This window comes from Sphingomonas sp. T1 (assembly GCF_902506585.1).
Classification (GTDB): Bacteria; Pseudomonadota; Alphaproteobacteria; order Sphingomonadales; family Sphingomonadaceae; genus Sphingomonas; species Sphingomonas aerolata.
Genome location: NZ_LR733875.1, coordinates 671041 through 683679, shown reverse-complemented (window position 1 = coordinate 683679; position 12639 = coordinate 671041). Strand labels below are relative to the sequence as shown.

15 protein-coding genes are annotated in these 12639 nt (G+C 67.9%); 7 read left to right on the top strand and 8 right to left on the bottom strand.

What is annotated here, in order from left to right; all coding sequences use genetic code 11:
* Positions 1 to 8 precede the first annotated feature (8 nt).
* From GV027_RS02970 to GV027_RS02960, 3 genes are all read left to right on the top strand, one after another.
* Positions 9 to 1205: a TIGR04063 family PEP-CTERM/XrtA system glycosyltransferase gene (locus tag GV027_RS02970; protein ID WP_159510941.1), complete on the top strand. Its 1197-nt coding sequence runs from the start codon at positions 9 to 11 to the stop codon at positions 1203 to 1205.
* An 11-nt stretch (positions 1206 to 1216) separates the two neighbouring features.
* Complete coding sequence (locus GV027_RS02965) at positions 1217 to 2080, top strand: hypothetical protein (protein WP_159510940.1); 864 nt, start codon at positions 1217 to 1219, stop codon at positions 2078 to 2080.
* Positions 2081 to 2161: 81 nt separating this feature from the next.
* Positions 2162 to 3760 carry a spinster family MFS transporter gene (locus tag GV027_RS02960; RefSeq protein WP_159510939.1) on the top strand — a complete coding sequence of 533 codons (1599 nt, stop codon included), beginning with the start codon at positions 2162 to 2164 and terminating at the stop codon, positions 3758 to 3760.
* Positions 3761 to 3802: 42 nt separating this feature from the next.
* On the opposite strand, the gene GV027_RS02955 is transcribed toward GV027_RS02960, so the two are convergent.
* Both GV027_RS02955 and thpR read right to left on the bottom strand, forming a co-directional pair.
* On the bottom strand, positions 3803 to 4339 hold the full coding sequence (locus GV027_RS02955; RefSeq protein ID WP_159510938.1) for a superoxide dismutase family protein: 537 nt from the start codon (positions 4337 to 4339) through the stop codon (positions 3803 to 3805).
* A gap of 12 nt (positions 4340 to 4351) precedes the next feature.
* Entirely contained in the window at positions 4352 to 4954 is a 603-nt protein-coding gene (gene thpR / locus GV027_RS02950) for an RNA 2',3'-cyclic phosphodiesterase (RefSeq protein ID WP_159510937.1), read from the bottom strand.
* Between the two features lie 119 nt (positions 4955 to 5073).
* Here thpR and GV027_RS02945 point away from each other — a divergent pair, with 119 nt between their 5' ends.
* The 4 genes from GV027_RS02945 to GV027_RS02930 all read left to right on the top strand — a co-directional run bounded on the left by GV027_RS02945 (position 5074) and on the right by GV027_RS02930 (position 7906).
* On the top strand, positions 5074 to 5823 hold the full coding sequence (locus GV027_RS02945) for a Bax inhibitor-1/YccA family protein (RefSeq protein ID WP_159510936.1): 750 nt from the start codon (positions 5074 to 5076) through the stop codon (positions 5821 to 5823).
* An 82-nt stretch (positions 5824 to 5905) separates the two neighbouring features.
* A complete protein-coding gene (locus GV027_RS02940) occupies positions 5906 to 6697 on the top strand; it encodes a transglutaminase-like domain-containing protein (RefSeq protein WP_031393946.1) in 792 nt (263 codons plus the stop codon).
* A 93-nt stretch (positions 6698 to 6790) separates the two neighbouring features.
* A complete protein-coding gene (locus GV027_RS02935) occupies positions 6791 to 7099 on the top strand; it encodes a hypothetical protein (protein ID WP_056407889.1) in 309 nt (102 codons plus the stop codon).
* 264 nt (positions 7100 to 7363) lie between these two features.
* On the top strand, positions 7364 to 7906 hold the full coding sequence (locus GV027_RS02930; RefSeq protein WP_236559025.1) for a hypothetical protein: 543 nt from the start codon (positions 7364 to 7366) through the stop codon (positions 7904 to 7906).
* Positions 7907 to 7910: 4 nt separating this feature from the next.
* Here the strand turns inward: GV027_RS02930 and GV027_RS02925 are convergent, their stop codons facing one another.
* The 6 genes from GV027_RS02925 to GV027_RS02900 form a co-directional block, all read right to left on the bottom strand.
* A complete protein-coding gene (locus GV027_RS02925) occupies positions 7911 to 8642 on the bottom strand; it encodes an extensin-like domain-containing protein (protein ID WP_159510935.1) in 732 nt (243 codons plus the stop codon).
* Positions 8642 to 9421, bottom strand: a complete 780-nt coding sequence (locus GV027_RS02920) for an NUDIX hydrolase (RefSeq protein ID WP_159510934.1) — start codon at positions 9419 to 9421, stop codon at positions 8642 to 8644. Before GV027_RS02920 ends, GV027_RS02925 begins: the two co-directional genes overlap by 1 nt.
* Positions 9422 to 9549: 128 nt before the next feature.
* Positions 9550 to 10065, bottom strand: a complete 516-nt coding sequence (locus GV027_RS02915) for a MucR family transcriptional regulator (protein WP_236559024.1) — start codon at positions 10063 to 10065, stop codon at positions 9550 to 9552.
* 326 nt (positions 10066 to 10391) lie between these two features.
* Positions 10392 to 10877 (bottom strand): cupin domain-containing protein, encoded by a 486-nt coding sequence (locus tag GV027_RS02910; protein WP_159510933.1) that lies wholly within the window; start codon positions 10875 to 10877, stop codon positions 10392 to 10394.
* Positions 10877 to 11986, bottom strand: a complete 1110-nt coding sequence (locus tag GV027_RS02905; RefSeq protein WP_236559023.1) for a Gfo/Idh/MocA family protein — start codon at positions 11984 to 11986, stop codon at positions 10877 to 10879. Before GV027_RS02905 ends, GV027_RS02910 begins: the two co-directional genes overlap by 1 nt.
* 84 nt (positions 11987 to 12070) lie before the next feature.
* Entirely contained in the window at positions 12071 to 12631 is a 561-nt protein-coding gene (locus tag GV027_RS02900; protein ID WP_236559022.1) for a gluconokinase, read from the bottom strand.
* Between the last annotated feature and the right edge of the window lie 8 nt (positions 12632 to 12639).

The window sequence follows — 12639 nt, the reverse complement described above, 5'->3', positions numbered from 1 at the left end:
TACTCACGATGCGCATTCTTCATATCCTCGACCACGGCCTGCCCCTGCAGAGCGGCTATACCTTTCGCACGCGGGCGATCCTCAAGGCGCAGGAGGCGCGCGGCTGGACGGTCGCGGCGGTGACCGGGCAGCGTCATGGGTCGGCCGCCGCCGCGGTGGAGTCGGTCGACGGGCTGACCTTTCACCGGACGCCGGCGACGCGCCGGTCGGGGCCGCTGGGGGAGATTGCCGGGATCCGCGCCTTTGCCCGGCGGATCGAGGCGGCGGTCGATGCCTTTCGCCCCGATATCCTGCACGCGCATTCGCCGGTGCTCGATGCGTTGGCCGGCCTCATCGTCGCGCGGCGGCGCAAACTGCCGCTGGTCTACGAGATCCGGGCGTTCTGGGAGGATGCCGCGGTTGGCAACGGGACCGGGACCGAGGGATCGCTCGCCTATCGGACGACGCGCGCGCTCGAGACCTGGGCGGTCGGTCGTGCGGACGGCGTCGCGGTGATCTGCGAGGGGCTGCGCGACGACCTGATCGCGCGGGGGATCGACGGGGGCAAGATCATGGTGTCGCCCAACGGCGTCGACCTGACGCTGTTCGGGGCGGTCCCGCCGCGCGATGACGCGCTGGCGGCGACGCTGGGGCTCGACGGCAGGGACGTGGTCGGCTTCATCGGCAGCTTCTACGATTACGAAGGGCTGGACGACCTGATCGCGGCGATGCCCGCGCTGGTCGCCGCACGGCCGGACGCGCGGCTGCTGCTGGTCGGGGGCGGGCCGATGGCGGATGCGCTGGCGGCGCAGGCCGCGGCCTCGCCGGTCGCGGACGCGATCCATTTCGTCGGCCGGGTGCCGCATGCCGAGGTCGAGCGCTATTACGGGCTGATCGACATCCTCGCCTATCCGCGCAAGCGGATGCGGCTGACCGATCTGGTGACGCCGCTCAAGCCGCTCGAGGCGATGGCGCAGGGGCGGATGGTGGCCGCGTCGGACGTGGGCGGACACCGCGAGTTGATTCGTGACGGGGATACGGGCACGCTGTTCGCACCCGACGATCCGCCAGCGATCGCGGCGGCACTGGCGGGGATGTTCGACGATCGCGCGGACTGGCCGTCGCGCCGCCAGCGCGCGCGGGCGTTCGTCGAGCGCGACCGTAACTGGTCGTCAAACATTTTGCGTTACGAACCGCTTTACCATCGGCTGATACAGGCCGAATGACGGACCATGGCATGACCGAATTCCATCGACAGTCCCCGATCCGCCACCTTCCCGTTGCCGCAGCACTGCTCGTCGCGGTCGCCGCGATCATTGGCTTCGTCGCGATGCCGGGGACGATGCTCGAGGAGCTGGTCTGGCGGACCGGCGTCGCCGCGCTGATCCCCGCCGCACAGCCGCCGCTGGGGATGACCGCGCGCGTCGTCCTCGCGCTCGCCACCGCGGTCATCGGCGCGGCGGTGACCTGGTCGGCGCTGTTCTTGCTGGTGGGGCCGGGGGGCTTGCTGGTCCGTCCGCCGCGTCGCCGCGACGACGGGGTGCCGGTCGTCCGCCGGGCCGATGCGCATCCCGACGCGCCGCCACGCCGGCCGATGACTGCCGCCGATCTCGGCACGCCGATGATGGAGGTGACCGCGGCGAACCCGGTCACGCTCGAGCGGTCGATCCCGGCGGACCTCGACCAGCCGCTCGCGGCGTTCGACCCGCATGCTATCCTGCCGGTGCCGATGGCGCCGATCCGGCCGGTCACGCCGCTGGTCCAGGCCGAGACGCCGCCGGTCGCGCCAGCCGCTCCGGTGGAAGACGATGAGCGGGTCGAAGCATTAGCTGACGAATCCGTCGCGATCAACGAGCCGGCGGAGGCCGCGACGGTCCCGATCATGGTGAGCGAGCCGGTTGCACCGCGGGTCTCGGTGGCTTGGTCAGCGCCATCATCGGCTCCACCGTCAGTTGGCGCCGTCAACGGTGCGGCGCGGCATGAGCCGCGTCTGGTCGATGCGCCGGCGCCGGCTGCATCGGCGTCACCGCCCTCGATCGAGTCGCTGTTGCGGCGGCTGGAGCAGGGCGCGACCCGGCGTCGTCAGGCCACATCGGGCTGACATACCGCGACCGCGTGAAACCGCTGTTGATACGAAGAAACCTCTGATACCGATTGCTCGAAAACGACGGTCGGAGGGGTCATGGCGCAGGTCGCGGATCAATCGAAGTTCGAAGAAGCGGCGCCGCCTGCGGAGCCGGACGGGCAGGCGGGGGCAACCCGCTATGGCTGGTATGTGCTGTCGATCCTGTTCCTGGTCTATGTGCTCAACTTCGTCGACCGGCAGATCATCTCGATCCTTGCCGAGGACATAAAGCGCGATCTGGGGTTGAAGGATCAGGATCTCGGGTTTCTCTACGGGACCGCCTTCGGGGTCTTCTATGCGCTGTTCGGCATACCGCTCGGGCGGCTTGCGGACAATTGGCACCGCGTCCGGCTGATGACGATCGGCCTGACGCTCTGGTCGGTGATGACGGCGGTGTCCGGCCTGTCGCGGACCGGCGGGCATCTCGCGGCGGCGCGGATCGGCGTCGGCATCGGCGAGGCGACCGCCAGCCCGTCGGCCTATTCGCTGATCTCCGATTATTTCCCCAAAAGGCTGCGTGCGACCGCGTTGTCGATCTATTCGGCCGGGCTTTATGTCGGTGGCGGCTGCTCGCTGTTCATTGGCGGGGCGATCGTGCAGGGCTGGAACCGGGCCTATCCGGGGGGCGGGCCCTTCGGCCTCGTCGGGTGGCAGGCGGCGTTCATGGCGGTCGGCGTGCCGGGTCTGCTGCTCGCGATCTGGATCGCGACGCTGAGGGAACCGATCCGCGGGCATGTCGAGGGGCTTCCCGAACCGGCGCCGCACCCCGCGCCGTTCCGCGCCTTTGCCGGCGAGCTGCTGACGATCGTGCCGCCGCTGACGCTGATCGGTGCGGCGATGGGCGGGGTCGGGGCGTTCGTCGTCAACCTTGCCGGGCTGGCGATCGTCACGCTGGCGGTGGTCGGACTGGTGGCCGCGGGCGAGCCCTGGCCGCAATGGGTGGCGATCGGGACCGGCGTCTATGCCGTGTTCTCCTGGGCCTGTGCGCTGCGCCGTCGCGATCCGCCGACCTTCGCGCTGATCATCGGCACGCCGGCGTTCCTGTGCACGGTCGTCGCCTATGGCCTGAACGCGTTCCTGAGCTATGCGGCGAGCTTCTGGGCGGCGCCCTATGCGCTGCGCGTGCTCGGCGCGACGCCGTCGAGCGCTGGGTTCCTGCTCGGCGGGCTGGGCGCGCTTGCGGGGTTTCTCGGGCTGACGATGGGTGGGGTCGTCTCCGACCGGTTGCGGCGGACCAACCCGGCGGGGCGGCTCTTGGTCGTGATCTTCGGCGCGGTCGTGCCGGTGCCGTTCCTGTGCCTCGCGTTCACCGCATCGGCGCCGCTGCCCTTCTATGCCGGAATCTTCCTCGCGCAGATCACCGCGAGCTGTGCGCTCGGCGCGGCCGCGGCGACGACGCAGGATCTGGTGCTGCCGCGGATGCGGGGGACGGCGACCGCCACCTTCTTCATCGGCACGACGCTGATCGGACTGGCGCTCGGGCCGTATCTGGCGGGTCGCGTGTCGACGCTCAGCGGGAGCCTGTCGGTCGGGATGCTGTCGCTGCTGGTCAGCGTGCCGATCACCCTGGCCACGGCGGTCGCGGCGTACCGGCTGGTCCCCGCCGCCGAGGCCACGCGCGAGGCGCGGGCCCGGGCGGCGGGGGAGGTCGCCTAGCCATGGCCCCTCGCCGAGGATGCCATGGCTAGGCTAAGTGGTTCAGCTCGGCTGGAACACGCCGCAGGCGATGCGGCCGCCGCTGTTGCCGGCGGGGTCGGTCATCAAATCGTCGGGACCGGCATGGACCACGAACGCCGAACCATCGGCATCGAGCAGCCCGGCCATCGTCGCGCCGGGGATCGTGACGCCGACCGTGCCGCGGCCGTCGGTGCCGGTGATCAGATTGGGCAGATCGCCCTCATGCGGCCCCTGCGGGTTCATCGACCCGTGCTTCATCGACGTCGGGTTCCAGTGGCCCCCCGCGGTCGTGAAGTCGGGGGCGTCGCAGCGACCGGTCGTGTGGATGTGGACGCCGTGCGTGCCCGGCGGCAGCGCCTTGGCATCGACGGTGAAGCGCAGTCCGCCGGCGACGTCGGTCGCGGTCGCGCGGCCGACATCGACCCCGGCGGCGTTCATCAGCATCGCGCGTGCGCTCTGCCCGCCTGCAACCGGCGTGCCGGTCTCGAGCCCTTTCTGATCGCAGGCCGCCAGCGTGAGCGCCGCTGCACCGACCAGCGCAAATGTTGCAATCCGCATGTCCGTCTCTCCCTATTGATCCGACGCGAACCCGCCAAAGTCGCCGGCGGTTCCGGCGTCGGGTTCGAGCGGCCAGCGCAGCAGCGGTTCGTACCAGGCACCGTCGCGGCCGAGGTGGCTCTGGTACAGCGTCAGATGGGTCATCGCAAACGGCGCGCTGGCGAGCCCGGCATGGCGGGCGATCCAGCCGTCGATCTCCGGCGACGTGCCGAGCGACCGCGGCAGCCGGGCGAGCGTGACGTGCGGCAGATAGGCGCGGCGGTCGGGGGGAAGCCCGGCGCGGACTACCGCCTGATCGACCTTGCGGTGCAGCGCGGTGAGCGCGGCGTGCGGGGTGACGCCCGCCCAGAGCGTGTCGGTACGCCCGCGGCTCGCGAACTGGCCGACCGCATGCAACGCCACCGTTGGCGCCGCCGGCGTCAGCGACAGGCGGAGCCGGTCGATCTCGGTCACGATGTCGTCGGCGAGACGCGGATCGACCTCGCCAAGGAAGCGGGTCGTGACGTGAAGCTGCTCGTCATCCTGCCAGCGCGCACCGCCGATCCCGTCCATCAGATCGAACAGCTGTTCGCGGATGTCGAGGGGCGGGCGGAGCGCGAGAAACAGGCGTAACATCGGCAGGAATCATAGCGCCGATCGCCCCGAATTGGGAACGTCTCCGCTTGAAAATCGTCCTTCCAGCACCGATGTTGCACGCAATCGGCATGTGGCCGGATAGAGGAGTTGTAATTTCAATGGCTAATTGGTCTGATCCCCGGCCTCGTGCCGCGCCGTTCGGAGCGACGGCCACCACCACCGGTTCGGCAGCGTATGACGCGGGTCTCCGTTCGTACATGCTGTCGGTCTATAACTATATGGGCTCGGGCGTGCTGCTAACCGGCATCGTCGCGCTGCTGTTCGCCTGGGGCGGTGCATCGTCGCCTGCTGCACAGGTGTTCATGGGCGGCGGTCCGCTGAAGTACGTCATCATGTTCGCGCCGCTCGCGATCGTGTTCGGCATGAGCTTTGGCCAGAACCGGATGAGCACCGCGACGCTGCTGATGCTGTTCTGGGGCTTTGCGATCCTGATGGGTCTGTCGCTGTCGACGATCTTCCTGGTCTATAGCGGCACGTCGATCGCCAGCGCGTTTTTCGCGACGGCTGCCGGCTTTGCCGGGCTGAGCCTGTACGGTTACACCACGAAGCGCGATCTGTCGGCGTTCGGGACGTTCCTGATCATCGGCGTCGTCGGTCTGCTGGTGGCGAGCATCATCAACATCTTCCTCCAGTCGGGTGTCATGCAGCTGGTCATCAGCGGCGTCGGCGTGCTGCTGTTCGCAGGTCTGACGGCCTATGACACGCAGCGTACCAAGAGCCTGTACATGCAGGTCGCGGGTACGGACATGGTCGGCAAGGTCGTGATCATGTCGGCGCTGAGCCTGTATCTCGACTTCATCAACATGTTCATGTTCGTGCTTCGCCTGTTCGGCAGCAGCCGCAACTAAGCGCTTCGCACCTTCTCTCAGTGACGGTCCGGCGGGAAACTGCCGGGCCGTTTTTGCATCCTGGCCAGGATTTAAGACCACAATGCGTCTCTCGATCGACGTTCATCTGGATTATGGAATTGCCGGCGACGCCGACGTGTTACTGCAGATTGAGGCGGCGGCGATGCCCGACCAGCGGATCGAGGAACAGTCGCTGACGATCTGGTCGGACAGCCCGATCCGCGCAGTCCCGGGCGAGGACGGCATCGGCCAGCGCTGCTGGGCGCGGGGGCATGGCCGGCTGACCGCGGCGTACCGCGCGGTGGTGAAGGTCGAGCGGCCGGTCGTCGCGCTCGGCGCCTATGGCACGACGCCGCCCCGGCTGCTGCCCGGCGACGTCACCGCCTATCTGATGCCCAGCCGTTATTGCCAGTCGGACCGGTTCGAGGGGTTCGTCGCGCGCGAGTTTCCCGGGCTCGACGGCGGCGCGCTGGCGGCGGCGCTGAGTGCCTGGGTCGGCAATGCGCTCGATTACCGGATGGGATCGAGTTCGGGGGAGACGACCGCGCTCGACACCTTCGCATCGCGGTCGGGCGTGTGCCGCGACTATGCGCATCTGCTGGTCGCGCTCGCGCGCGCAGGCGGGATCCCGGCGCGCTGCGTGTCGGCCTATGCGCCGGGGGTCGATCCGCCCGACTTTCACGCGGTCGCCGAGCTCTGGCTCGACGGCGCGTGGCGGCTGGTCGATCCGACGGGGATGGCATCGTGCGGCGATATCGCGCGTGTCTGCATCGGGCGCGACGCCACCGACATCGCGTTCATGACGGTGTTCGGGCAGGCGACGCTCTGGACGCAGACCGTCCGGGTCCGCGCGCTCGACGACGAAACGGCGTGACCGGTCCGCGACGCGAGTCGCTCGTCGCAGAGGCAGGAACACCGAGCGTGCTGAACCGTTTGCGTCCGTAACGATTTTCACAGGAGTCTCGACATGACCGATATCGACAAACGCGCGCTCGACAGCCTGTCGGTGGCACCGGATGGGCAGGATGGCGATGCTGCCAACGGCCGGACCGACGGCCGCGACCCGCGCCAGGAGGCCGGTCAGGACAAGTCGATCGGCAAGCGGCTGCAGAAGAACCCGTCGAGCAACGATGCGCGTCTCGACAATGCGCTCGACGAGTCGATGGATGCGAGCGATCCGCCCGCCTCGACTCAGCCGGTGCACAATCAGGGGCCGGCGCCGTCGTCGGGCTATGATGCCGAAGCAGAACGCAAGCTGGCCGAAAAGAATAGCTGATCTATCCTGGAGTCTGCTCGCGCCTGGCCGATGCCGGGCGCGGGCGGCGCTCCACCGTTCCAAGTTCGAATGTTGCGTAAATACCGCCACTGGCGAAAAGTTTGATGCCTGGCCTCGACTGGTCGCATTGCGTGTTGCAGCGCAACAGATTTCATGGTCGCTTATAACCGTGACGTGACGATGCGTTAGGGACCCTCCTCTGCCCCAAATGCATGGGAACGCCTGTTACTTGCAGCAAGGCGGGGTGACGATATGGCTTCACGAATGAAACCGGCAAAGGGCATCACGACGCTCGCCGAGATGAAGGAATTCGCAGGCTTTTCCAGCGCGACGCAGCGCTACATCCGGCGCTCGCTCGATGTCGGCCTCGACCGCGAGGATGCGATGACGCGCTGGTCGCGCGACGTGGTCGAGGAGGCCAGCATCCGTGCACAGGCGCGGCTCTATCTTGGTCTTGACGATCTTCGCGAGCTTCTGCCCGAGGATGCGGGGCTCGGCGGGGCGGACCGGTTTCTGGGAAAGCTGGTGACGCTGGCCGCGTTCGATCTGGGGCAGGGGCGGCTGACGAGCTTTTCCGCGTTCCGGTTCCTGTACGAGCGGCTTGCCGGCGCGGATGTCCGACCGTGGCTGCCGTCCGCCTTCTGCGCCGCGGCGGCGTTGCCGCATCTCCACCCCGAACTGCGCCGCAAGCTGCTCCAATCGATCAGCGAAGCCGCGGCGACCGCGTCGGGCTGGTCGAGCCGGGAGCCGGTCTTCTTTCCCTATTGGGTGGAGAAGGTCGACAGCGGGACGTCGCTCGCCACCTGACGGCTCAGCGGCAGGCGCGCCAGCCCATCGCGCCGCGATCCGCCTGATCGAGATGGAAGTGGTCGGCATGTGCGGCGTTGTAATCGGGCGAGAGCGTCGTCGCGAACAGCTGGCAGGCGCCGTCGCGTACCTCCCGGAGGAAGGCGGCCTTGGCGGCATCGCCTTTCCAGTCGCGGGCTACGGTAATCCGCGTGCCATTGCCCAGCCGAAAGCCGGCAATGTCGACCGCGTCGGCGGTCGAATGCTCGCTCCACGTGCCGGCATCGCGGCCGTAGATGCGGCGACAGCTATAGCTGCCGAAATGGTCGATGCTCGTGACCTTGGTGCCGAAATGCCGTTCGGCCGCGGGCTGGACGACATTCCATTCCCATATCGCGAGCGCGGCGGCGACCGGACAGGCGATGCCGAGACCCGCGGGCGCGAAGTCGATCCGTCGCGCGCCACCGGATGTGAACCGAACGCCGTCGCTATAGCCGCATTGGCCTTCACCGCTGCGAGGCGGCAGCGCGGTGTAGCGGACACCGGCACGCTCGAGCGCGGCCTGACAGGCGGGATAGGACTGAGTCAGCGCGTTGAGCTTGCGCCCGGTCATCAGCCCGATCGGCTGGCCGAGGTCGAGCGGGGTCCAGGGCAGGTCCTGCGGACGACCGCGCAGCGTCGACCAGAGTATCAGGCCGAGGCCCGTGATCACCGCCAGTGCGACGATCCAGCCCAGCGTCCTTCGCACCGCACGCATCAACCGTGCGCCACACGCGTGACGGGCTCGCTGGTCACCGGATAGCCGAGATCATCGGGGATGCAGAAATGGTCGATCCCGTCGCGCGGCTCGATCCACGGCGTCACGGTGCGGACCGGTCTGCGTCGTGTGTCGTCGACCGCGTCGTCGAAGCCAGCGAACAGCGCGAGGCGTTCGAGGTTGCGGCGGGTGGGGAAGATCACCTGTGCGCGGCCGGCATCGGCATGCGCGAGGATCTCGGCAGCGGTCGCCCAGAGCAGGCGGACATTCTCCGTCTCGTCGACGCGGGCGGGGGCGGCGTCGGCAGGCAGGCGCGCGAGATAGAAGCGCGTGTCGAAGATGCGGGTCAGATGATGCGCCGGACGCCACCGCGCAAAATAGGTGAGCATGTGCGGATCACAGCGGAGCCCTAGCGCGTCGAGCATCGGCCCCAGTTCCTGTCCGGCATGCAACGCCGCGCGCAGTGTCGCGAGCGTATCGGCGGACGGTGCGGGATGAAGACCGATGGCGAGCCCGACCTCCTCGATCGTCTCGCGGATTGCGGCGATACGGGCGGCGACCTCTTCGATCGCGGTCTGATCAGCGGGCTGCTGGATGAGTTGCTCTGCTAGCATGCGGTCGGCAGGGTCGACGCGGCCACCGGGGAAGACGAGTGCACCGCCGGCAAACGCCATCGATCCCGCGCGCTCGACCATCAGCAGTTCGGGGGCGAGCGACGGGCGATCGCGAAAGATCACCAACGTGGCAGCCGGAATGGCGGGGGAGATCGGTTCGGTCATCGATCTGTGTAACGCGCGAAACCCGGATCGGGCCAGACGGCATTATAGCGTGATTCAGAGCGCGATCGGCAGAGCGCTCAGGATGGCTTTAACGGTCGGGGAGGGCGATCAGCCCTCCCCGTGGCGCATCAATCGTCGCTGCCGAGCGTACGCTTGGCGGCATCGAGCGCGGCCTTGCCGGTCTTGCGCGAAGTCTTGCCTGCGTCTTCCGCAGCGGCTTCGACCTTCGAACCAGCCTTGCGGCCGAGGCCGATCGACTTCGCCATCGCACGGCGTGCTTCCGAATAGGTCGCAGCGACCATCGGATAGTCGGCCTTCAGGTTGAAGCGTTCGCGATACTGCTGCGGCGTCATGCCATGCGTCGTCAGGTGGCGACGCAGTGTCTTGTACTTCTTGCCGTCGATCATCGAGACGATATGGTCAGGCGATGCAAGCGACTTGCGCGCCGTCACGGCGGGCTCATAGGTCGTCGCCTCGGCGGTATCGCCCGTCATCTCTGCGCCGGTCGTGAGCTTGGTCACGGCGGTGTGCATCGACAGGAGAAACGCAGGAACGTCTTCGGCAGCGGTGCGGGTGTTGGGGTTCGCCAGCCAGGCTGCCGTCAGTTCTGCCGCCAGTTCGACGGTATTGATGGTTTCGGTCACACGGGATCCTTGATTGTTGAAAAATTTTCCCCCTCCATTCGCGCGACTACGCGCTATTGGCAGAAAATGACACCCGCAATTATTATTAAAGCGCTCAATTGACCGGGAATTCTGTTCGCGACGTCGAATCCGAGCGCTGATCTTGCGGTTTGCTGATGTTATACGCGCGCCAGACCAGCCCTATAGATCCTCACAAATACGCGCATTCGCGGTTGTAGCATGCGTGCTCTCGCAGCGGGTCCGACATCCGGCGCAGTCATCAGATCCGGCAGATCAGGGTGCGGATCGAGACGCCCGATCGGGACGTCGCGATTGGCAGATGCATCTTATCGCGCAGGGGCAGCCGGTCGGCGCGGCGTGATCTTGGTACCGAGCAGGACCAGCCCGTTCGCGCTGACACCGAAGCCGTGCGGAACGCCGGCGGGGATGAGCAGGACGTCGCCGGGGCGGAGCGCGCGGGTCGTGCCGCCCTCGATCCGCGCGCCGTCGGTGACGCCGGGATTGACGACATGCGGATCGACGAGGCGTCCGCCCGAAAGCAACGTCCCCGATCCCGCGACGACGGTCGCATATTCATTGTCATCGGGATGCACCGCGGGACGGCCTTCGGCTTTCCAATATTCGAGCGCGACGACGCTGCCGCCGCCGCTGACGAGCGTCTGCATCGCGAAGCCCTGACCCGGTTTCATCGTCGCTCCGAGCGCCGCGACCGCGCGGGGGATATCGGTCGCCGCGGCGAAATCACGCGCCGCCTTCTGCGCCGGCGCGACCGTGGCGACCGCGAGCGTCGCCAGCGCGAGCAGGAGGCGCATCACGCCTTGGTGCCCGACGCCAGCCGGATCGTCCGCCCTTCGCGCGCCGAGCGATAGATCGCCTCGACGATACGCAGGTCGCGCAGGCCCTCCGCGCCCGACACGATCGGTTCGCGGCCGGTGCGGATGCAGGTGACGAGATGATCGAGCTGGCCGGCGAACTGGGTTCGGCCGGATGCTGCTGGCGTGACATCGCGCTCGCGCCCGTCGGCGCCCGTCCACATCCGGTTGTCGGCATAGCGGGTCGCGGGTTCGAGCTCGATCCGGCCGCGTTCGCCCATCAGCAGGATGTGGTTCTGGTTCGCGCTGTACATTGACTGGCAGCTGGCGATCGCGCCGGACGGGAATTCGAGCGTCCAGTCGATCATGTCCTCGACCTCGCGAAACCGCGGATCGGTGCGATCGGTGGACTCGCGCGCGGTCACCGCGACGGGCTCCTCGCCGGTCATGTAGCGCGCCGCCTGGAGGCTGTAGATGCCCATGTCCATCAACGAGCCCCCGCCCGCCAGCGCCTTGTTCAGCCGCCACTTCGACGGATCACGCTGGACGAAGCCATGTTCGGACCGGACATAGCGCGTCTTGCCCATCGTTCCCGCACGCGCGAGCCGCATCGCCTCGACGTTGCAGGGCTCGAAATGGCAGCGATAGCCGATCATCAGCTTGCGATCCGCCGCCTTGCAGGCCGCGATCATCGCCTCGCATTCGGCGACCGAGACCGCCATCGGCTTTTCGCACAGCACATGCTTGCCGGCGCGCGCGGCCCGGATCGTGTACTCGGCATGCATCGCGTTGGGCAGGCAGATATAGACGATATCGATATCGGGATTGTCGCGGATCCGGTCGAAGGTCGCATAGCTGTAGACCGACCGGTCGGGCAGGCCATGCGCCGCCGCGACACGGCGCGCCTTGGCGGGGTCACCGCTGACCACCGCGGCGAGCCGGCTGTGCGCACATTTGGCGAATTCGGGGATGATGACGTCGAGGCCATAATAGCCCAGCCCGACGATCGCATAGCCGAGCTTGCGTGTCGGGTCGGCCGCCTGCGTGATCGCGGGCACCGCGGCCAGCGCGGTTGCGCCGATGACAAATTCGCGTCGTCCTATCGTCACGATCAGATCCCCCATCCTGCAAGCGCTGTCGGTCACCCTGTTCGGCTACCAGTTGTCGCGTGGCCATTACGACCTTGGTCGGTCTTATCGCCGATCGGTGCCGTCAGCGCCATCCGCGCTGGCGCGGTCATCGATCCAGGCCCAGACGTCGCGTACCAGCGTGTCGGGCGTCGCCTGCGCATCGAGCGTGATCGCGGCTTCGTCGGGCCCGGGGCGCTCGAGCGTCGCGCGCTGGCTGTCGAGCAGGCTGGCCGGCATGTAATGCCCCGCGCGCGCGCCGAGCCGTCGTGCGAGTTCCGCCGGATCCGTGTCGAGCAGGACGAACAGCAGCGGTACGCCCGCCGCAGCGCCGAGCCGCTCGCGATAGACAAGCTTCAGCGCGGAGCAGGCGGCGACCGCAAAGCCGTCGGCCGCGACCGCATCGCCGACCGCGTGACCGACGCGGTCGAGCCAGGGCCATCGGTCGGCATCGTCGAGCGGATGGCCGGCGCGCATCTTTGCGACCGCCTCCGCGCTGTGGAAGCCATCGCCCTCAAGAAAGCGGTGGCCGGTCTGATCGGCGAGACGCTGGCCGAGCGTCGACTTGCCGCTGCCGCTGACGCCCATGACGATGATCGCGCAACCGCGCGGGATCGCGTGGGGCATGCCGTCAG

Excerpts from the sequence above, each read along its gene's own strand:
- GV027_RS02970 (WP_159510941.1), top strand. The coding sequence starts at position 9 with ATGCGCATTCTTCATATCCTCGACCACGGCCTGCCCCTGCAGAGCGGC.
- GV027_RS02965 (WP_159510940.1), top strand. The coding sequence starts at position 1,217 with ATGACCGAATTCCATCGACAGTCCCCGATCCGCCACCTTCCCGTTGCC.
- GV027_RS02960 (WP_159510939.1), top strand. The coding sequence starts at position 2,162 with ATGGCGCAGGTCGCGGATCAATCGAAGTTCGAAGAAGCGGCGCCGCCT.
- GV027_RS02955 (WP_159510938.1), bottom strand. The coding sequence starts at position 4,339 with ATGCGGATTGCAACATTTGCGCTGGTCGGTGCAGCGGCGCTCACGCTG.
- thpR (WP_159510937.1), bottom strand. The coding sequence starts at position 4,954 with ATGTTACGCCTGTTTCTCGCGCTCCGCCCGCCCCTCGACATCCGCGAA.
- GV027_RS02945 (WP_159510936.1), top strand. The coding sequence starts at position 5,074 with ATGGCTAATTGGTCTGATCCCCGGCCTCGTGCCGCGCCGTTCGGAGCG.
- GV027_RS02940 (WP_031393946.1), top strand. The coding sequence starts at position 5,906 with ATGCGTCTCTCGATCGACGTTCATCTGGATTATGGAATTGCCGGCGAC.
- GV027_RS02935 (WP_056407889.1), top strand. The coding sequence starts at position 6,791 with ATGACCGATATCGACAAACGCGCGCTCGACAGCCTGTCGGTGGCACCG.
- GV027_RS02930 (WP_236559025.1), top strand. The coding sequence starts at position 7,364 with ATGAAACCGGCAAAGGGCATCACGACGCTCGCCGAGATGAAGGAATTC.
- GV027_RS02925 (WP_159510935.1), bottom strand. The coding sequence starts at position 8,642 with ATGCGTGCGGTGCGAAGGACGCTGGGCTGGATCGTCGCACTGGCGGTG.
- GV027_RS02920 (WP_159510934.1), bottom strand. The coding sequence starts at position 9,421 with ATGACCGAACCGATCTCCCCCGCCATTCCGGCTGCCACGTTGGTGATC.
- GV027_RS02910 (WP_159510933.1), bottom strand. The coding sequence starts at position 10,877 with ATGCGCCTCCTGCTCGCGCTGGCGACGCTCGCGGTCGCCACGGTCGCG.
- GV027_RS02900 (WP_236559022.1), bottom strand. The coding sequence starts at position 12,631 with ATGCCCCACGCGATCCCGCGCGGTTGCGCGATCATCGTCATGGGCGTC.